We start from the raw sequence: 19,901 nt of genomic DNA, 5'->3' as shown, positions 1-19,901 counted from the left end.
ATGGCATAGTACTGTTTATTACTATACTTTTAGTGCAAATCTGATCATGGTGATTTTTATATATTCATTTATAATAATGAACGAAAGGACATTAATCAAATCATGTCTATTATTTCGCTCCACTCTACTTCGCCAGTAATGATGGAAGGAGGATAATACTTGCTTAAAGGAGATACTGTATAGATGGGTCGGATACGAAATAAATAGTCAAATTGTAACAGACAATAAAAAAATAAGGAGAAAATAACGTGAAAAAATCTGTCGCATTTAAAAATGGTACTTTAAAAATGGCTGGTCATCTTTATTTGCCAGAGGGATTTGATGAGAATAAAAAATACCCTGCCATTGTCAGCGTTCATCCGGGGAGTAGTTGTAAAGATCAAACCGCGGGCATCTATGCTGAAAACCTTGCTGAAAGAGGATATGTAACCCTTGCCTATGATGCGTCCTATCAAGGCGAAAGTGAAGGTGAACCTCGATATATTGAGGAGCCAGCTGCACGCGTTGAGGATGTGCGTTGTGCGGTGGATTACCTGACTACACTCGATTTTGTAGATGAAAATCGTATCGGTGTATTAGGCGTTTGTGCAGGAGGGGGGTATGCGGTAAATGCTGCAATGACAGAACGCAGAATCAAAGCAGTTGGTACAGTCGTTGGAGCCAATATCGGCAGGCTATATCGGGAAGGTGATGGTTCTCCTGATGCAGCGATTCAAACACTGGAGGCGGTTGCGAAACAACGTACTGCGGAAGCCCGTGGAGCGGAACCACTGATTACGAACTGGATACCTAATAGTTGTGAAGAAAGGGAAAAGGCCGGTATTACGGATATCGATATAGTAGAAGCTGTTGAATATTACACAACACCTAGAGGACAGTGCTCTAATTCACCTAATAAGCTGAAATTTACGAGCGTAGGATCTGTTGTCGGTTTTGATGCTTTCCACTTGGTAGAGAAGCTGCTAACGCAGCCTTTACAGATCATTGTCGGAAGTGTCCAAGGTGGATTCGGTTCCTATAAAGATGGGCATGAACTCTATAAGAGAGCAGCTTCCGATAAAAAGGATATTTTAGTTATTGAAGGTGCAAGTCACTATGATTTGTACGACAAACCAGAGTATGTAAGTCAGGCAGTTGAAAAACTGGAAGCTTTCTATAATGGAAACCTATAAAGACACTGTTTAGTACAAAACAAAACATGAATGAGAAACAAAAAGGGTGGCAGCAATTGTTGTCATCCTTTTTTATCTACTGTCTCACGTGACGAGTGTTCGTTCTTACCTCTGCCGGTATATTTCTTTCAGCCGAGGAATTCTTCGGTCCAGAGTGTGGTATCCTTTCGGGAAATGTTAGTTTCTCCTGTACCGTAGTGGCATTTTCGCTGACAAGTTGCGTGTTGACGATATATTCAAACAGTAATAAATATTCTGATATCTAATTGACAGGGGAGACAACGCCTTTGTATAATGCTTATATACAAACCGGTTGGTATATTGTCGGTTATTGGGAATTTGCACCTGTAATGCCAGCATTGAACTTGTTCACCAACTTTGACTAAAAGTGTAAAAGAAGTTGTCGATAAAGCCATTGAATCATTTTGTTTGATGGGAGGGTTTCGAAGATGAAGGTTACTGTAATAGGTTCAGGAATCATGGGGAGTGGCATTGCTCAAGTTTGTGCCATGGAGAAGTTATCTGTTTCCATCTTTGATATTAATGAAGAACAAATCGAAAAAGCACTGGTAACTATGAAAACAAGTCTGGGTAGGTTTGAGAAAAAGGGAAGGCTTTCTGAAAGTATTGAAACGATAATGGATCGGATCAACATTTCGGTTTCTCTAAAAGAAGCTGTACAAGGCAGCAGCCTGGTGATTGAAGCAGCTGTGGAGGATTTGAAGGTGAAACAGAATATATTTCGCGAACTAGATGGGCTTACAAGCGATGATGTCGTTTTAGGCACCAACACTTCACAAGTCAGTATCACTTCTATCGCTTCCGTCGTAAAAAATCCGGGTCGCGTAATTGGCATTCACTTCTTTAATCCTGCGCCGATGATGAATTTAATTGAAATTATAAGAGGATTGGAAACAACCGACGAAACACTGCAAAAAGTACAGGAGTTCAGCAAAATGGTGAATAAGGAAACAGTTGTTTGCAAAAAGGATCGAAACGGTTTCTTAACTTCCCGATTGATTCTGGCATTCCGAGCAGAAGCCATTCGAATGCTTGAGGAAGGCGTAGGTACGGTTGAAGACATCGATAAAGCCTGTCGGTTGGGTTTTAATCATCCAATGGGTCCTTTTGAATTAAATGACTTTAATGGGTTAGATCTGGGGTATAAAGCATTTAAATCGATGGAAGAGGTATACGGAGAAAGATTCAAAGTGCCTCAACTCTTGGAAAACATGGTGAATGCCAATCGTTTAGGAAGAAAAACCGGCAAAGGCTGGTATGACTATGAGTAGCAAAAATCTGGCATACACAGACTTGATCGTAAAAAAGGAATCCGGTATTGGGAAAATTATTATTAATCGTGAAGCGCAAAGAAATGCGATCAGTCCAAATACCTGGAAAGAGCTGGAGTGGGCGATAGACGATTTTGAGGATGATCCTAATATAAAGGTTGCCATTGTTACCGGAGCGGGGAATAAATCATTTGCGGCTGGAGCCGACCTGAAAGCGATGCAAAAAAGGACAGCGAAAGATATTTTATCTTCCAACGCCCCAAGGGTATTAATGAAAATGGAGCAATCCCGAATCGTATACATTGCTTCTATAAACGGGGTTGCACTCGGTGGAGGATGTGAAGTGGCCCTGGCGTGCGATATACGCATCGCCAGTAAAAACGCTAAATTTGGTCAGCCGGAAGTGTTGTTATCTTTAATTCCGGCCGGTGGCGGGACGCAGCGCTTGCCACGAATCATCGGTGAAAGTATGGCGAAAGATTTAATTTTTACCGGAAGAGTGATTGACGGGGAGGAAGCACTGCGAATCGGATTGATTTCCCAACTCTGTGAATTTGAAGAGCTTGAGCAGGAAACAGAAAAGAAAGCGGCAAGTATCTTGAAAAATGGCCCGCTTGCGGTCGAATATGCGAAAACGATCATGAATTCTACCATTACATATGACAACAGAGGATACTTGCTTGAGAAATTGTATCAGGGACATTTGATGAACAGTGAGGATACAAAAGAGGGAATCTCTGCTTTTCTGGAAAAAAGAAAGCCGAATTTTAAAGGCGAATAACGGAGAGGAGAGAAGAAGAAACCATGCGAAAAGTCGTATTGGTAGAGGGCGTCAGGACTGCCATTGGGAAACGTAATGGCTCGCTTTGCAGCTATCGCTCCGATGAGTTGTTAGCCCTTGTGTTAGAGGCATTATTGAATCGTACGAATTTTGATAAAAGCCTAATTGATGAGGTTATTGTTGGCTGTACGACACAAGTGAACTCCCAAGGAAATTGTATCGGTCGGTTAGCTTCGTTGATGGCAGGGATTCCAGACAGTGTTCCTGCGTTTGTGCTGAACCAAAAATGCTCCTCTAGTGAACAGGCTCTTCACATTGCAACCCAAAAGATCATGACTGGATATGCGGATATTATCGTCGTTGGTGGTGTTGAAAATATGTCTCTAGTACCCTCGGCCATTGACCGCATAGAATATAGTCCAAAGCTGCTTGAGCAGTATGAAATGGTTCATCAAGGAAATTCCGCCGAACTCATAGCGGAAATGTGGAACATTTCCCGTGAGGAACTTGACCGATTTTCGTATATGAGTCATGTAAAGGCAGCTAAAGCGACAGAAGCAGGGGAGTTTTCCAGAGAAATCGTAGATATTGAGATTGGGGGTGCGGTTTTTAATCGGGATGAAGGGGTTCGAGCGAACGTATCGCTCGAAAAAATGGCTCAATTGAAACCTGCCTTCATGGAAAACGGTAAGGTCACTGCCGCAAATTCAAGCCAAATATCTGACGGTGCTTCCGGCCTGGTTTTAATGGAAAAAGAGACCGCTATCAGACTTGGCTTTAAACCGAAAGGAGAGGTCGTGAGCCAAGTCACTGTCGGTGTAAATCCTAAAGAAATGTTAACGGGTGTGATCCCGGCTACCTTAAAAGCGATCAATAGGGCAAATGTAACACTTGAAGAGATTGATGTTTTTGAAATTAATGAAGCATTTGCATCCGTTGTGCTGGCTTGGATGAAAGAGCTGGGAATTCCTGAGGATAGAGTGAATTTACGAGGAGGAGCCATTGCCTTGGGTCATCCCACCGGGGCAAGTGGCGCGAGAATAACAGCTACGTTGCTCAACATCATGGAGGATTCGAATGCGGCTTACGGACTACAGACAATGTGCGCTGCTCATGGGATGGCGACGGCTACGGTTTGGAAAAAGTATCATTAAGGTATTCAACTGGAATTCCCTAACGCATAAAGGATGAGGGATAAGGGAAAGAAATATAGTTGACCCTTTTGGAATTATTTTATTTAATTGAATATACAAAACGGTTGGTAAAACAAAAGTTTTGGAAAATAATTCACTAAAAGGGGTAGTTACATTTGCGAAATTCCAACACGGTAGATTCGAAAACAAAAATATTAAATTCAGCGTTGTCCCTGTTTGAAAAAAATGGTTACTCTGGCACTTCCGTAAATGACATTTTAAATGAAGCTGAATTAACTAAGGGTTCTTTCTATTACTTCTTTCAGTCTAAAGAAGATCTATTATATCTCATTCATGAGTCGTTTATAGAAAATTTACTGTATGATTCCCAGGAGATTTTTAATAGTAAGAACACAACGAATAAGGAAAAGTTGAGTCAGTTAGTCTCTTTGCTCTGGGACAGCTTGTACAAATATAAGGATAATTTCACGATATTTATTCAAGAGTACAAATACATCGCAGCCGATGATAAATTTCAAGTCATTCGGGAGAAAAGGGATCAATTTGCAAATATTATCACCCAAGTAATCGAAGATGGGATAAAAGCGGGAGAATTCAAGTCAAATACAGACCCGAAAATTATCTCTTTTGGAATCGTTGGGCTAACCGGTTGGGGAACCCAATGGTATCGGAAAGATGGCCCATTATCCGTAAAAGAGATTAACAAAATATATCTGGACATGATTTTAAATGGGATAGAAAATCATTAATCCCAGCTTTCTTATAAATGAATGGAAGGTGATTTTTTGGATGACTCGACATTCAATGTTCCCAAGTGAGGGTGTAGCATTGATCATTGGTGGGACCGGTGGTTTGGGTAAAGAAATCTCTTGCCTGATGGCTGAAAGCGGTTCCAATGTTGCGTTAACTTATCGGCAAAATAAAGAGGAAGCGGCAAAAATTTCGTCCATGGTAGAAGAAATGGGACGAAAGAGCATGTTTGAACAAATGAAAATAGAGGATGTCAACTCGGTACAGGAGCTCGTGAATAACGTAATAGCAAATTTCGGCAGTATTCATACAGTTGTATATACTTCTGGACCAGATATTGCATTGGGTTATATTAATCAAGTTACACATGATGAATGGAGACGAGTCATAGATACAGATGTGAATGGGTTTTTTAATGTTATCCATGCAACACTGCCGCATTTAAGAGACAACAGAGCTGGCACCTATATAAGTGTGATTACAGCAGCCGTTCATAAATATCCAGCGAGAGACTCACTTTCTGCGGTTCCGAAAGCTGCTGTAGAAATGCTTACGAAGGCAGTATCAAGGGAGGAGGGGAAATTTGGCATACGAGCAAATTGTGTAGGTCCAGGTATGATTGAGGCTGGTATTGGGACGAGAATGTTGGAAGAAGGCTTTACTGCTTCCGTCAGAGAAACGATGAAGCATGATATTTCATTAAGAAAGTTTGGAGAAGCTAGGGATATTGCAGAGGCGGTAGTTTTTCTAGCTTCTTCACGGGCTAAACATATAACAGGACAAACCATTTTTGTAGACGGTGGATGGGTCCATTTTTAGAAAGATAAAAAAAGGGGAAACTTTCTATGAAAATTTGTTTTATGAATGTTAACCCTGAGTCTGTATCGGGAGACTTTGTAAAAGTACTAGAAAAGACTCTTGATCCGATTAAGGATGAAGGAACGCAAATTGGTTTCAGATTTCCTAAAGTAGGTTGTAATCGCGCGACAGACTTTTCAACTTCTTACTTTGAATTATTGAATAAAGTACAAGTCATTCATGCTATTATCGAGGCGGAAAAAGAAGGCTTTGATGCCGTAGTTGTCGGTTGTTTTTTTGACACAGGGGTCCAGGAAGCAAGAGAAATGGTGGACATCCCTGTTGTTGGGATCAATGAATTTTCATTAAGCTTGGCAGCTCAAATGGGTGAGAGATGTGCGATTGTCGGTTTACATGAACCCAAAATAAATCTCCAGTTGGAACATGTTATGAAAAAGAACTCATGTGGGTGTAATGACTGGACGAAGAGGATCATTCCCATTGACCTGCCTTCGATTGAATGGATGAAAAATGGAATAAATAATGTAGAGGTTATTGCTGCAGAAATCGAAAAGGCGGCTAAAATTGGAGTCAAATATGGAGCAGATATGATCATCATCGGTTGCGCTGGACTAGGCCCTTTAGCTTCTTTGGCTGGGCTAAAAGAAGTAGAGGGCACGAAGGTACCCATCTTAGATCCTGTATCGATTGGCCTTAAGGCTGCGGAGTTTCGGGTGAAACTGAAAAATAGCCTGGGTTTGCCACCAGTAAGCCGTGCGATGAAATATCAAATGCCTAGATCTAAAGATTATGAGAGGATGAAACAAGTTTTTGATCTATAACCTTAGCAGGACAAATGTAATTGGAATATTTACAATTTACTGAAAAATACCTATCGTGTATACTATACAAACCGGTTGGTAAAAAGCGACTGGATGAAAACCGAATCCTTACATTTCTATTATGAAACCGCTTTACTTTTGAGCTCATGTCACTTCTATTGTCTCCAAATGTAGTTGAAGTTAGGAGAATTGTCATAGTCGTAACCAATAACTGTAAGAGGTCAAATTTGAAAGGGGTATCTGTATGTATCCTATTCATAACGAAACGTTTGGCGAACTTTTCAATAGGATTGCAGCAGAAAATAGGGATCAGGAAGCATTGCTCTACGAGGATGGCAGACGCTATACATGGAGTCAACTGAAAGAACGAGTAGATGAGGTGGCAAAGGGGTTAATCGCTTTTGGGATAGAAAAAGGGCATAAGGTTGGTGTATGGCTCTCTAATTCGCCTGAATGGATCTTTTTACATTATGCAATTGCAAAAGTTGGCGCGATACTCCTTCCCATCAATACCAGATTTCGAGAGAAAGACTTGGAGTACATTTTGAACCAATCCGATCTAGGTTTTCTCATCGTCGGGAAACCTAATTTCAAAGATATCAGTTATTTTGACAGATTGTTAACGTTATGCCCGGAAATTATGCAGGCGGAACCTGGAAATTTACATTCCGAACGAATCCCTAAATTGAGAACCGTGCTTACCATTAACGAAGTAGAACGTCCAGGAACCTACACTTTTGATGAACTGATTGAACGTGGGAGGTATGTGGACGATGAAGTTTTGGTTAGTAGAGAAGCCAGTGTAAACGTTGACGATACTTTCATGATCATGTATACGTCTGGGACGACAGGCTTTCCAAAAGGGGTTATGCATTGTCACCGTTTTTTAAAGAATATCAAAAGCGTAGCCGAAAGACTGCGTGTCACGAGTGATGACCGAATCATGTTGTATCTTCCGCTGTTCCATGCGTATGCGCTGATAACGGTCATGACAACTGCGCATACCAAGGGCGCCAAAATCATTCTCATGGAACACTTTGAGGCCGAAAAAGCACTACAGTTAATGGATCAAGAAAAAGCCACCAGTGCATCTTCCTTTGAAGCGATGATCCTGGACATGATACAACACCCTCATTTCAATAAATACTCCATTGATTCCCTTCGATTTGGAATATGTGCGGTACCGGAATACGCTGCACGAATGATACAGGAAAACATGATGCCTGTATTCAATGCATATGGCTCGACTGAGGTTGCAGCCATAGCGACTTTGTCTTCCATTGAAGATCCGGTAGAAAAGCGGATGACCTCCTGTGGCAGACCTCTTCCAGATATCTCAATGAAGATTGTAGATCCGGAAACACAGGCAGAACTGCCAACCAATCAGCACGGGGAAATTTGCATCAAGGCTTTCACAGTGATGCAAGGTTATTACAAAAATCCAGAAGAAACGGCAAAAGCAATCGATTCGGAGGGGTGGTTCCATACAGGAGACTTAGGATACGTAGACGATGAGGGATATTACCATATCGTAGGAAGAGTGAAAGATATGATTAGAGTTGGAGGGGAGAATGTTGATCCAGTTGAAGTCGAGGCCTATTTAACAACGCATCCTGCAGTCTATCGTTGCAGCGTTGTTGCTTACCCGGATCCGAGATTGAGTGAAGTTTGCTTTGCTTTCGTACAACTGGCGAAGGGCCAAAAGGTTGAAGAACAGGAGTTAATCGAATATTGCCAAGGGAAAATTGCCAGCTTTAAAATTCCGAGACACATTGTTTTTTCTGACGAGTTTCCGATGACGCCTTCAGGGAAAATTCGAAAAGTAGAATTGCGTCAAATGGCATTGCAATTAAAAGATGGGAAAAACAATGTGATGAAGGGGGAATTAGCATGAATTTTCTCTATTGGAAAAAAATATTCATCTTTTTGTTGACACTCCTTATGGTGGTTACAATGGTCGGTTGTGCAAATTCAAACCAGTCTAGTGGTTCATCGCCAAAGGATAATCAGGGAACTGGCGCAGCCAAGTCGTATAAATTTGGAGTATTAGTCGCATTGACAGGTCAAGAAGCCTTTATTGGGGAGGATTTAAGAGATGCTGTAAAGTTGGCAGTAAAATCAATTAACGACAATGGGGGAGTGAACGGGGTCCCATTAGAACCTGTTTTTGAAGATTCTGCTGCCGATCCGAAACGTGCGATTACAGCATACAGAAAACTTGTTGATATTGATAAAGTGCCCATTATCATTTCAGGTTGGAGCTCCGTTGTCAGTGCTATCGCACCACTTGCCGAAGAAGATAAAGTATTGGTACTCAGTACCGGAGCTGGATCCCCGAATACGAAAAAATTAGGGAACTTTACACGTACGTCAACGATTTTGACAGATTTTGATGTTGAAAAAACGATTGAATATGTTACGAAAAAATTTGGAGTCAAAAGAGGCGCGGTTTTGTATATCAACAATGACTCCGGAACTTATCCGGCACAAGTCTTTAAAGATACGATAACCAAAAACGGTGGTGAAGTGGTTGCTTTTGAGTCATATCCACCGCAAACAAAAGATTTTTCCGCCCAGCTCATAAAAATTAAGTCTGCAAATCCTGACATCCTGCATATCCAAGCGCAGCCAGGCGAACAGGCTTTTGCAATAAAACAAGCCCGCCAATTAGGAATTAATGCGCAAATTACAACTGCCGCTACACTGATCGGGGAAGCTGTTGTAAAACAAGCGGGAGCTGATGCTGAGGGAATCATCGTAACACAAAATACAAATGATTTATCGAATCCAAAAATTAAAGAGTTGGAGGAATTATTTAGCACTACTTACGGAAGAAAACCAGCTACTTTAACCTTGATTGCAGCCTACAATGATGTCGTTTACATGGCAAGTGATATGATCAAAAAAATGACCAGTGAAAACAAAGAAATTTCAGGTGCAAACGCTTTGGATGCCCTTTTGCAAATTAAAAAATTTAGTACACCAATTGTTGGTACAACTATATTTAAAGAGGATCGATCCGTTACATCTACAGGTTATATCAAACAAGTAAAAAACGGAAATCTTACGACGATTGATGTCATAGAACCTGAGCAGGATTAACCTGCTCTTCCTTGTCTTGAAATAGAAAAGGAAATTAATTTAAATATAACACAAAGTTTACCACAAGGACAAGGAAATCAATCACTCTGGACGAGAGAAGTAAAGGATGTGATACGTCTTGTTATTCTTACAATTGATTACGAATGGAATTGTTACTGGCTTTTTATATGGATTGTTGGCCCTCTCGTTTGCAGTCGTTTTATCCGTTTGCAAAGTATGGCACTTTGCCCATGCGGGTGTCATGAGCGTATCGGCTTATATGATCTACTTATTTTACAATATGCTTCAACTTCCACTCTGGCTCTCATTTTCACTAACTCTGATGATCATGATCGCTGTAGGGTTCATGATTGATCGATTTGGTTATCAACCATTAAGGAAAAGAAAGTCGGGAGTGCTCATATTTTTTATTGTTTCCCTTATGCTTACAACCTTATTTGAGAATTTGATTTCAATCTTTTTTGGTAATCAGACCCAAACCTTTTCTTTAGAGGACGAGGAGCGTTATGATTTAGGATTTGTCAATCTTACCAGCTGGGATCTCAGAGTCATTATTGTTTGTGGGATCTTGATCGCGGCTTTCCTTGCTATGATCAGGTGGACGAAAATTGGGCATGCACTTAACGCAGTGGCAACGAATCCAGAGATGGCTGAAACCGTCGGGATCAATACGAAAAGCATCTACGCCACAGCAGTCATTATTGCCTCGGTTATGGCTGTACCTGCAACATTTTTGGTCGGGCAAAAATCCGGTATTGAGCCCACGATGGGATTTGGAGTGTTACTGACCTCAATCGTTGCCACGGTGGTTGGCGGTGTCGGCAATTATACCGGTGCCATGATAGCTGGGTTCCTCATAGCGATCGTTGAAAATATAGGGATTTGGCAGATCTCTTCCCAATGGCAGCATTCCATTGTGTTCGGAATTTTATTTTTATGCATCATTTTTCGTCCACGAGGACTTATGGGGCAAAGGACAGGAGGTTAAAACATGAACTATATCATGGAAATCTTCATATTTAGTTTTATTTTTATCATACTTGCTTCAAGTTTTAACCTATTGCTAGGATTGGGCGGTTTATTTTCAATAGCTCATTCTATCTTTTACGGCCTGGGAGCTTATTTTTCCGCCTTGTTGGTTGCCCACACGGAAATGCCAGTGTTACTTGCGATGTTGTTGTCCATGATCCTTACCGGGATGTTTTCCCTTTTACTGGCCATACCCACTTTACGCGTATCAGGGGATTATTTAGCGATTGCCAGCCTAGGATTCTCGATCGTACTTATTGATATGCTGTCAAACTTCGAATTTACCGGTGGTTCGGCAGGTTTAACCGGGATTAAAAAAATTGAGATATTTGGTTGGGGATTTACTGAGAGTTGGATGTTTGCTGTTTTTACAGGGGGGATAGCAGCTCTTGTTCTAGCATTAATCAATTGGATTGCGAAGTCCCCTTTTGGACGATTATTGAGAGGAATCCGCGAAGACGAGACAGCTACGATGGGATTGGGAAAAAATGTATTCCTCATTCGGATAAGCGTGTTTGTAATGGCTTCTGCGTTAGCAGGTTTGGCGGGTGGTCTGTATGCTCACTATTTCCGCTTCTTAAGTCCGGATGGTTTTGGACTGTCAAACACCATTACGATCATTTGCATGGTTGTGATTGGCGGCATCGGCACACTGTGGGGTCCTGTTATCGGTGCTTTTATTCTTATGGGCTTACCGGAATTACTCCGGTTTTTGACTCTTCCACCAAACATGATTGGCCCTCTGCAACAAATCTTGTTCGTCGTCATTGTATTATTATTCATCTATCTACGACCTAATGGGATTATTGGGGTTAAAAGCAAATGTAAGGAGAGCGGAGAACAAACGAAGCTGGAAAGTACAGAAGAAGGTGTCGTGATACGATGAATCAACCAATCCTTGAATGCAAGAATGTGAAAAAAAGCTTTGGCGGGATTCAAGCCACGAAAGAGCTAAATTTAAAGCTGTATCCGGCAAAAATTATTGGTTTAATTGGACCCAATGGTGCCGGAAAAACAACAGCCTTTAATTTGATTACGGGCCATTTAAAGCCCGACAGCGGTTCCATCACGTATAAGGGAAATAGCATTACAGCAATGGCTCCACACCGAATTGCCAGAATGGGTGTGAGGCGAACGTGGCAAAATCTGCGGTTGTTTATGGGAATGACCGTTGAGGAAAATTTGTTGATCGCTTGCCAAGATCAACCGGGCGAAAGCTTAGTGAACACCCTTTTTCTACCAGGCTTGACCCGAATAAAAGAAGCAGAAAACAAAGAAAAGGCAAGAAAAGTCCTGCAATTCATCGAGTTGCACAAAAAGGCTCATGTAATTGCAGCTGACTTGTCCTATGCAGAACAAAAGCTATTAGTTTTAGGAATTGGGCTAATCGCAGAATCAGAATGCTTATTGTTTGTATTTTGCAACTCAAAAATGCAGAGTTTGGCGGCCAATTTATGCAGAACACTGCCAACATCAATACAAAAGAATTTAGGAAGACTTCATGCTGGATAGAGCATGGCGCAGTCGGTAGCTTTCTCCGGTAAACGCCAGAATATGGGCGTGGTGGACGAGGCGATCCACAAGGGCTGCCGTCAATCGCGTATCTCCAAACACCGTATTCCACTGCCCAAACTCCAAATTCGACGTCACAATCACACTGTTTCTCTCATAGCAGGCCGAGATAACATGAAACAACAGCTCAGCCCCCGTTTGGTGAAAGGGAACAAACCCAACCTCGTCCAAAATCAACAACTCACAGTCTGCCAGTTCTTTTTGAAACCGCATCAGTGCCCCATTCGCGTGTTTTTCCTGCAAGAGCGCAACCAGATCGGGAACACGGAAGAATCGAACGGCATATCCCCTTCGGCACGCCTCTACGCCAAGCGCTGTTGCCAGATGGGTCTTCCCCGTGCCCACTTTTCCCAGCATCAGCACATTTTCCTTGCGCTCCAAAAAACGTAGGTCGATCAATCCCTCCTTTGTACATGTTTCCGGTAAGGTGACTGCCTCAAAAGCGTAATCTTCCAGTGTCTTCAGTTGGGGAAACGCGGCTTTCTTTATCAGTCGCTTCAGCTTTGTCTCCTCCCGCCGTTGAATCTCCATCCGCAAGACTCCCAGCAAGAAGCTCTCCCGATCTTCAAACGGCACCTGTTCATAGGTTTCCATCACATGCGCCAAATGCAAAGTTTTGCACACCTTTGCCAGCTCTTCTCTCATTCCACCCTCACCCCCAGGATCCGGTCGTACTCATCCAGCATGGGTATCTGCCCGTGAAGGGCAGGGGGTGTATGCGACTCTGAAAACGGTTCCGGGCGGAAAACAGGGTGTTTTATCGCGTAAAGGGCATGCTCCAAGGCAACAGCCAGATGCTCTTGCTGATGCGACAATTCTCCCAGTACTTGCCCGATTTCCTCCAACGTATAGGTGTCGAGCAATCGATGGAGCAGGCGAATTCGTGCTTTTCGTGCATTCATGTCTTCCACCGTCAAAAACGTTTGGAGCGCCTGAGGCATCATGTTGGTAAAGGAAGAATACATCACCGCCCGCGGGCGTTTTTCATATCTCTTCAATACCGCCTTCCAATCTACTGAAATGACTTTCTCCGTATAGGGACGAGGCAATGTCACAATCGGGGTATATGTCCCGTCTGCCGTTAACACCTCCAGCACATCCCACTTGACTTTCACCAAAACCGGCTGCATGGCCCGACACTGCGGCAACGGGAAGAGAGCCGCGTCAAACGACAGCTCAGCGTATTTGTTCAGGTGGCACGTCTCCAGCCGGAAAATCTCCAGCGGTGTCGTCGGCAGCGTCAGCAGCTTGCATTTTTCTTGCTCCCACAACTCGGCAATGGTTTGCTTTTTCACATAGTGAGGGCGCTGCATATCCGCACGGGCAGCTTCCGCCAAATACGTCTCCAGTTGTTCCGGCGTATCGATAACCGGTGGCGGAACACACCAGTTCCGGCGTCCATACCCCACTTTGTTTTCCACATGGCCTTTCTCATGGCCGCTGTATGGATTGCAAAACAGGGGCTCAAAGCGGTAATGGGCGCAGAAACGCCGAAACGCTTCCGTACACTCTCGTTTTCCGCCTTGCTGGATGGACACAACAGCAGCGGACAAGTTGTCAAACCAAATCTTGCGAGGAACCCCTCCCATTTGCTGAAATAGCCGCCCTAAGGCCTCCAGAAAGCATTCCGTGTTTTCTTTCGGAACCGGGAACACAAAGGCGGCATTGCTGTACGGAAACGACAGGGTCAATACTTTCCGCTCCACCAGTTCTCCCGACTTGACCACGTACACCGTCCCGAAGTCAGCCTGAGCTTCTCCACCTGGATGCTCCAAACGCTCAAAATGTTCGGCTCGTTCGGCTGCCATGGCTTTCTTCCGTTTGGAGACATATTCGGATACCGTTCGCTGCCCGCCAGGGAAGCCGTACTCATCCCGTAACCGCTGAAACATGCGGACGGCTGTATGGCGTTGCTTGCGTGGAAGACGCTCATCATCCTCCAGCCATGTGTCAATAATCTCTAAGTACGGTCCCAACACCGGATGGCGGCCTTTTCGCTTGCATACCGGTTCATTCCAATCGTCGCGATCCGCATATTTCTTGGCGGTTCGCCAATTCACCTGGACACGTTCCGCAATTTCCTGAATCGAACACCCTTCGACTTCTCGCAAAAATCGGATATACTGTTGTTGTGGCACTTTCAACATTCCTCTCACTCCCTCAGATTTTCGCCAAATCCAAGGGTAGATTTTGTAGGGGGATGTTGGCAAGTGCCTTTTTCATGGCCTCAGAATTGCGGTGGAACTCTGCAGTTTTCCGCCGCAATTCTCTGCACTTTTATCCTGCCATAAACAATTGTTGGATGAACCATTGTCCGGAATGGATGAAATAACCCTATTAAAAACAAAGAATTTATTAAAAACGCTTGCAATGGAAGAAAAGAAGGCGATTTGTATCATTGAGCATAACATTGATTTTATCGCTGAAACATGTGATGTCGTCATGTTTTTGGACGGTGGGCAGGTTATAGCCGAAGGGTCCCCGGAAGAAATCATGAAGAATGAAGAACTGACGAATCTTTATTTTGGTACCTGATCGATTACGCAGAAAGGAGTTGAAGCTATGTTACTAGCTGTTCAGAACTTATCTGCAAAATATGTCAAGCGGCCAGTAATTGAGGATATCTCTTTTTCTCTGGGGGAAAAGGAGAATTTGGCAATTATTGGTCACAATGGGGCAGGGAAAACAACATTAGTTCGTTCCATTTTTGGTCTGCATCATTTAGCTGAAGGAAATATTTATTTCAAGGAAAAGGATGTCATCAAAAATACAGCTGCCCAAAATGTGAACCTTGGAATGGCATACGTGGCACAAGGACATAATGTTTTCCCCACATTAACGGTAAAAGAAAATTTATCTTTAGGTGTGTACCAAATAAGGAATATTTCGAAAGAAGAGAAGGAAAATCGTATTGAATCCATTTATCAGTTATTCCCCATTCTTCGCGAAAGATCGAAACAAATCGCAGGAACGATGAGTGGTGGTCAACAACAAATGCTGGCAATCGGCATTAGTTTGATGTCGAAACCAAAATTGTTGCTTTTAGATGAACCTTCTACCGGCCTTGCCCCAATCTTGGTAAAACAAGTACTGGATAGCATAAAAATGATTAATGAAGAAATGGGAACCTCCGTTGTTTTGGTCGAACAGAATGTCCGGGAAGCATTGAGGGTAACGGATCGTGCGATTGTCATTAAACGAGGAAAAATGATTTACAATGGACATTCTTCTCAATTAATGAAAAGCGACTCGTTGTGGGATCTTTTCTAGCCGTCCTTTTCCGGTAGGGATTCAGGGATGGACCCACCGGGATGAGCCTGCGCGAAACCGGTCTGTCAAGGTGAAATGAATTTGTTTGACCTTGACAGGCCGCTATGAAATGGATCGAGGCATAAACCTTGCCTTCCGAAATACGATGCGAGGGGGAAAATTCATGAGGCAGATGACTTTGGGAGATTTGGCTAGAAGGGGAGCTTCAAAGTTTGGCAATCGGGTCGCATTGGTCAGTCAAAATCGCAGATACACGTACGAAGAGTTTAACAATAGATGCAATCAATTTGCTCATTCGCTTTTGGAGTCTGGTATTCAAAAAGGCGATCGCATTGCGTTTATTTGCTATAACACGAATGAGACGGTAGAAATCCTTTTCGGTGCGGGTAAAGTAGGCATCATTGTTTTGCCGTCCAATAGAAGATTGTCCCCCGTGGAGTTAATAAGAGTCTATAAGGAAGCGGAGATATGGTCATAGCCCCGTCAAGTAGACAGTAAGAAAAGAAGGTTTTCCTATGCGGCGATCGCTGCTCGGTATTCCACCGGGGAGAGATCGCCCAGTTTTTTCTGGAAACGTTCGTTGTTGTAGTAATCGATATAATCTGTAATCAATTTGCGCGCAGTAGCCTCACATCCTGGCTTTTCAAGGTAAAGCTTTTCGGTTTTCAGGTGGGAAAAGAACGACTCGATACATGCGTTATCAAAGCAATTTCCACGTCTGGAATGGCTTCCAATCAGTTCTTTTTCCTCCAAAAGATTGCTGTATGATTTCGTTGTGTATTGAAATCCTTGGTCTGAATGGAGAATGGCGCCTTTTGCCTTCAATTGTTTTACCGTATCCAATACCAACTGCAAATCGTTGCGCGCAGATAGCTCCCAGGCTACGACTTCGTTATTGTACAGGTCTAACACAACCGATAAATAAACAAAATCGTGTCCGACCCGAACATAGGTAATGTCCGTTACAAATTTGTGCAAGACCACTTCTGCGGTAAATTCGCGGTTAAGAACATTAGGAAAGACTACGGATGGTTTACAACCCGCAAACGGTCGTTTCTTGCGGATCACGGAGCGAATTCCCAGCTCTCGCATGAGTCGTCGCACTTTCTTGTGATTCACATGAAACCCTTCTTTGTACAGAGCGGTACGCATACGTTTGTAGCCGAAATATGGTCTGATACGATGAATCGCTAAAAGATGTTCTTTGAGATCGCTGTCTTTTTCGATGCGAGCTTCGCGGCATCCCATAGTGGCCTTCCACTTATAGAAACCAGCCCGGGATACTTCAGCGATCTTGCACAACATGACGATTGGATGGTTCTTGCTCATTTTTTCGATGGTTCGATACCGGGCTTGCTGATCCAACTTCCCTCCCCGTGCAGATTCGGATTGAGCTTTTTTAGGTATTCTACCTGCGCTTTCAAGTAAGCATTTTCCTCTTCCATGCTGCTAAAATGTTTCTTATTCCAACGCCCACGGTAATCCTCAAATGATTCACCATTCTGGTGCTTCCGTACCCAACTGATAATTTGTGCATCACTTTTAATCCCGAGTTTTCCCCGTATCATCGGATAGCTCCACTGTTCTTCCAAACGCAGGCGAACGGCTTCTTTCTTGGTCACCTCGTCATAACGATTAAATGTTTGCCCTTTCTTTGGTGGCATGAAAAATCCCCTCCGGTCAACAGTGATGAATTCATGATAGCATGAACTCTTTTTTCACTGTCTACCTTAAGGGGATAATACCAATATCAGCACTCTTTTTTGATGATAACTATCTGGATTCCGTACAACGAATCCTCCAGGAAGTAGATAGTATAAAATTGGCCGTATGTATTCAGCCGAAGAAAGAAACGGAATATGTTTCCTATGAATCTTTCATCGAATCGAGAACGACTTCCGAACCGGATTCAGATATGGAAGACGAAGATATCCACTCGATCTATTTTACCTCGGGGACAACCGGGACACCTAAGGGTGTTATGAGAACACACGCAAGTAATATGGCAATGGCTATTGAATTTGCATTTCTCTTACATATCTTTCCCAATCATACTTGCAATTGGCTTTATACACTTCCTATTAGTAGCTCTTCCTTTTATGGTTTAGCTATTTCTGCTTTTCTAGTAGGGGGAAAAGTTGTTTTACTAAAAGATTTCCATGCAGAGGAGTGCATGAGGCTTCTTGTGAATGAACAAATTACACATACCCTATTAGCATCAACAGCATGGGATATACTGCTAGACTATGTAGAAGATTTCAGCAAATATGACCTTTCTCACATGAAGCATGCCCTATGGGGAGGAATGACGATCCCGGAATGGACAGTCTCTCAACTTGAATTGCGGGGCTTTCCAGTACCAGTTGGAGGCAGCTATGGTTTAACGGAATCGCCTGGGGCTACTTTGAATGCGAATCCAACTGTTAGGAAAAGCAAATCGGCTGGAAAATTAACGCCTTCCATGGAAATTCGGATCGCCGATGAAAATGGAAAGGAAGTACAACGAGGACAGGTTGGAGAAATTGCTGTGAGAGGGCCTGTTCTGATGAACGGATATTACAACAATAAGGAATTAACGGAAGCGACCATAGTAGATGGTTGGTTCCGGACGGGTGATTGCGGTTTTTTTGATGAAGATGGAGAATTATTTGTCGTTGATCGAATAAAAGATATGATCGTCAGCGGAGGGGAAAACATCTATCCAACTGAAGTCGAAAATGTCATCGCAGGGCTTAGTACGGTAAGAGAAGTAGCGATTATAGGAGTTCCAGATAAGAAATGGGGACAGTCTGTTTTGGCATATGTTGTACCTGAAAAACAGGCTACTCTTATAAAAGAAGATATTGTAGAGCATTGCCGGAAGTTTCTTGCCAGTTATAAAAAACCAAAACATGTCGTGTTTATTGAAGAAATTCCAAAGAATCTAATGGGGAAATTCGATAAGATACAGTTGTTGAAAATGTGGCAAGCCACCAACTCCGAGACATTATCGAGTCAATAACGTACGGTGTGCTGACGTACAATCACCGAAAGTTGTTTAGGGAACTGGGGTCATGCACAGGTGTAAACGGTTACGAGTTCCATGTCAAGAAAGGCGGGACAATAAAATGAAAGCGATCGTCTTACGCAAAATTGGAGGTCCAGAGAATCTGTGTCTGGAAGAGGTAGAGACACCGAAGCCGAAAGCAAATGAAGTGGTCGTTCAATTAAAATATGCTAGCTTAAACCGTAGAGACCTTTTTATTACCCAAGGATTGTATCCGAAAATAATGCTTCCTTGTATTCTAGGATCCGATGGGGCAGGAGAAGTGATTGCTATCGGTGGAGAAGTGAAAGGACTTCAGATGGGTAGTGAAGTCATCATTAATCCAGCAATGAATTGGGGGCCAGACGATACAAAGACAAGTCCAGACTATCATACATTAGGTATGCCTAAAAACGGCACATTTTCTCAATATATCGTGGTTTCGGAGGAGGATCTTTTTCCTAAGCCGGAATATCTCTCATGGGAAGAAGCCGCAGCTCTTCCTCTTGCTGGTGTAACCGCTTTTAGCGCTGCCGTTATAAAGGGTGACGTAAAAGAAGGGGAAACGGTTTTAATCCCGGGCATTGGAGGCGGTGTGGCACAGTATGCCCTGCAAATAGCGGTTGCAAAAGGGGCGAACGTTTATGTGACGTCTGGAAACGAAGAAAAACTAGCCCGCGCAAAACAACTAGGAGCCATTGATGGGGTGAATTATCGGTCGTCAGATTGGGTAAAGCAGCTTCGCAGCAAGATGGGAGGGGCGGACTTAATTATAGACGGGGTCGGGGGAGCAAGTTTTCACGATTTTATCTACTTAACCAAACAGGGTGGACGCATCGTTACCTACGGTGCAACTAACGGACCGGTAGATCAATTTGTTCTCCCTAGAATATTTTTCAAGAATATGGACATTAGAGGTGCGATGATGGGCAGCCCTCGACATTTTTTGTTGATGTTAAAATTTTTTGATAACTATAAGATTCGCCCTGTAATTGACCGTTCCTTTCCGTTAGAGTGCGCAACAGAAGCACTGCTGCATGTGAACAAAGGGGCAAACTTCGGCAAAATCACATTGGAAATTCCTCAATAGCTTCATGTGTCCATGTAGGCATGA

At 43.1% G+C, this 19,901-nt stretch carries 20 protein-coding genes; 17 read left to right on the top strand and 3 right to left on the bottom strand.

From position 1 onward, the window contains the following. Positions 1-287: 287 nt before the first annotated feature. From RGB73_RS16340 to RGB73_RS16285, 12 genes are all read left to right on the top strand, one after another. On the top strand, positions 288-1,172 hold the full coding sequence (locus RGB73_RS16340) for an alpha/beta hydrolase (RefSeq protein WP_310774354.1): 885 nt from the start codon (positions 288-290) through the stop codon (positions 1,170-1,172). A gap of 449 nt (positions 1,173-1,621) precedes the next feature. Beyond that, a complete protein-coding gene (locus RGB73_RS16335) occupies positions 1,622-2,464 on the top strand; it encodes a 3-hydroxyacyl-CoA dehydrogenase family protein (protein WP_310763610.1) in 843 nt (280 codons plus the stop codon). Beyond that, the gene (locus tag RGB73_RS16330; RefSeq protein ID WP_310763608.1) at positions 2,457-3,245 is read left to right on the top strand and encodes an enoyl-CoA hydratase/isomerase family protein; all 789 of its coding nucleotides are present in this window, start codon (positions 2,457-2,459) and stop codon (positions 3,243-3,245) included. The genes RGB73_RS16335 and RGB73_RS16330 overlap by 8 nt, the downstream gene beginning before the upstream one ends. A 23-nt stretch (positions 3,246-3,268) precedes the next feature. Next, complete coding sequence (locus RGB73_RS16325) at positions 3,269-4,399, top strand: thiolase family protein (protein WP_310763606.1); 1,131 nt, start codon at positions 3,269-3,271, stop codon at positions 4,397-4,399. A gap of 155 nt (positions 4,400-4,554) precedes the next feature. Beyond that, positions 4,555-5,148, top strand: coding sequence for a TetR-type transcription factor C-terminal domain-containing protein (locus tag RGB73_RS16320; protein ID WP_310763604.1), 594 nt, complete (start codon positions 4,555-4,557; stop codon positions 5,146-5,148). 40 nt (positions 5,149-5,188) lie between these two features. Continuing rightward, on the top strand, positions 5,189-5,968 hold the full coding sequence (locus tag RGB73_RS16315) for an SDR family NAD(P)-dependent oxidoreductase (RefSeq protein ID WP_310763602.1): 780 nt from the start codon (positions 5,189-5,191) through the stop codon (positions 5,966-5,968). A gap of 26 nt (positions 5,969-5,994) precedes the next feature. Then, complete coding sequence (locus tag RGB73_RS16310; protein ID WP_310763600.1) at positions 5,995-6,789, top strand: aspartate/glutamate racemase family protein; 795 nt, start codon at positions 5,995-5,997, stop codon at positions 6,787-6,789. A 244-nt stretch (positions 6,790-7,033) separates the two neighbouring features. Then, positions 7,034-8,683, top strand: coding sequence for an AMP-binding protein (locus RGB73_RS16305; RefSeq protein ID WP_310763599.1), 1,650 nt, complete (start codon positions 7,034-7,036; stop codon positions 8,681-8,683). After that, entirely contained in the window at positions 8,680-9,891 is a 1,212-nt protein-coding gene (locus RGB73_RS16300) for an ABC transporter substrate-binding protein (protein ID WP_310763597.1), read from the top strand. Before RGB73_RS16305 ends, RGB73_RS16300 begins: the two co-directional genes overlap by 4 nt. Positions 9,892-10,009: 118 nt before the next feature. Beyond that, positions 10,010-10,879: a branched-chain amino acid ABC transporter permease gene (locus RGB73_RS16295; RefSeq protein ID WP_310763595.1), complete on the top strand. Its 870-nt coding sequence runs from the start codon at positions 10,010-10,012 to the stop codon at positions 10,877-10,879. Positions 10,880-10,882: 3 nt separating this feature from the next. Next, positions 10,883-11,806, top strand: coding sequence for a branched-chain amino acid ABC transporter permease (locus tag RGB73_RS16290; RefSeq protein WP_310763592.1), 924 nt, complete (start codon positions 10,883-10,885; stop codon positions 11,804-11,806). Further along, on the top strand, positions 11,803-12,432 hold the full coding sequence (locus RGB73_RS16285; RefSeq protein WP_310763590.1) for an ABC transporter ATP-binding protein: 630 nt from the start codon (positions 11,803-11,805) through the stop codon (positions 12,430-12,432). Before RGB73_RS16290 ends, RGB73_RS16285 begins: the two co-directional genes overlap by 4 nt. Here the strand turns inward: RGB73_RS16285 and istB are convergent. Further along, positions 12,409-13,137: an IS21-like element helper ATPase IstB gene (istB, locus tag RGB73_RS16280; protein ID WP_023555238.1), complete on the bottom strand. Its 729-nt coding sequence runs from the start codon at positions 13,135-13,137 to the stop codon at positions 12,409-12,411. The two genes, RGB73_RS16285 and istB, sit on opposite strands and share 24 nt — an antisense overlap. Then, a complete protein-coding gene (gene istA / locus RGB73_RS16275; protein ID WP_024985199.1) occupies positions 13,134-14,639 on the bottom strand; it encodes an IS21 family transposase in 1,506 nt (501 codons plus the stop codon). The genes istB and istA overlap by 4 nt, the downstream gene beginning before the upstream one ends. A 163-nt stretch (positions 14,640-14,802) precedes the next feature. On the opposite strand from istA, the gene RGB73_RS16270 reads away from it, so the two are divergent. The 3 genes from RGB73_RS16270 (at position 14,803) to RGB73_RS16260 (ending at position 16,240) form a co-directional block, all read left to right on the top strand. After that, the gene (locus RGB73_RS16270) at positions 14,803-15,027 is read left to right on the top strand and encodes an ATP-binding cassette domain-containing protein (RefSeq protein ID WP_310763571.1); all 225 of its coding nucleotides are present in this window, start codon (positions 14,803-14,805) and stop codon (positions 15,025-15,027) included. Between the two features lie 27 nt (positions 15,028-15,054). Beyond that, positions 15,055-15,762: an ABC transporter ATP-binding protein gene (locus tag RGB73_RS16265; protein WP_310763570.1), complete on the top strand. Its 708-nt coding sequence runs from the start codon at positions 15,055-15,057 to the stop codon at positions 15,760-15,762. A 163-nt stretch (positions 15,763-15,925) separates the two neighbouring features. Beyond that, a complete protein-coding gene (locus RGB73_RS16260; protein ID WP_310763569.1) occupies positions 15,926-16,240 on the top strand; it encodes an AMP-binding protein in 315 nt (104 codons plus the stop codon). A 35-nt stretch (positions 16,241-16,275) separates the two neighbouring features. Here RGB73_RS16260 and RGB73_RS16255 read toward each other — a convergent pair. Then, positions 16,276-17,426, bottom strand: a protein-coding gene (locus RGB73_RS16255) for an IS3 family transposase (protein WP_396136110.1) whose coding sequence is annotated in 2 segments (ribosomal slippage) — positions 16,276-17,165 and positions 17,165-17,426 — 1,152 coding nt in all. Because the reading frame shifts where the segments join, the coding sequence is not laid out codon by codon here. A 41-nt stretch (positions 17,427-17,467) separates the two neighbouring features. Between RGB73_RS16255 and RGB73_RS16250 the strand changes: the two genes are divergently transcribed. Both RGB73_RS16250 and RGB73_RS16245 read left to right on the top strand, forming a co-directional pair. Beyond that, on the top strand, positions 17,468-18,763 hold the full coding sequence (locus tag RGB73_RS16250) for a class I adenylate-forming enzyme family protein (protein WP_310763568.1): 1,296 nt from the start codon (positions 17,468-17,470) through the stop codon (positions 18,761-18,763). Between the two features lie 106 nt (positions 18,764-18,869). Continuing rightward, on the top strand, positions 18,870-19,877 hold the full coding sequence (locus tag RGB73_RS16245) for a quinone oxidoreductase family protein (RefSeq protein WP_310763567.1): 1,008 nt from the start codon (positions 18,870-18,872) through the stop codon (positions 19,875-19,877). The last annotated feature ends 24 nt before the right edge of the window (positions 19,878-19,901 follow it).

This window comes from Brevibacillus brevis, from assembly GCF_031583145.1.
GTDB classification, from domain to species: domain Bacteria; phylum Bacillota; class Bacilli; order Brevibacillales; family Brevibacillaceae; genus Brevibacillus; species Brevibacillus brevis_E.
This window is presented reverse-complemented; position numbering and strand designations above follow the sequence as displayed.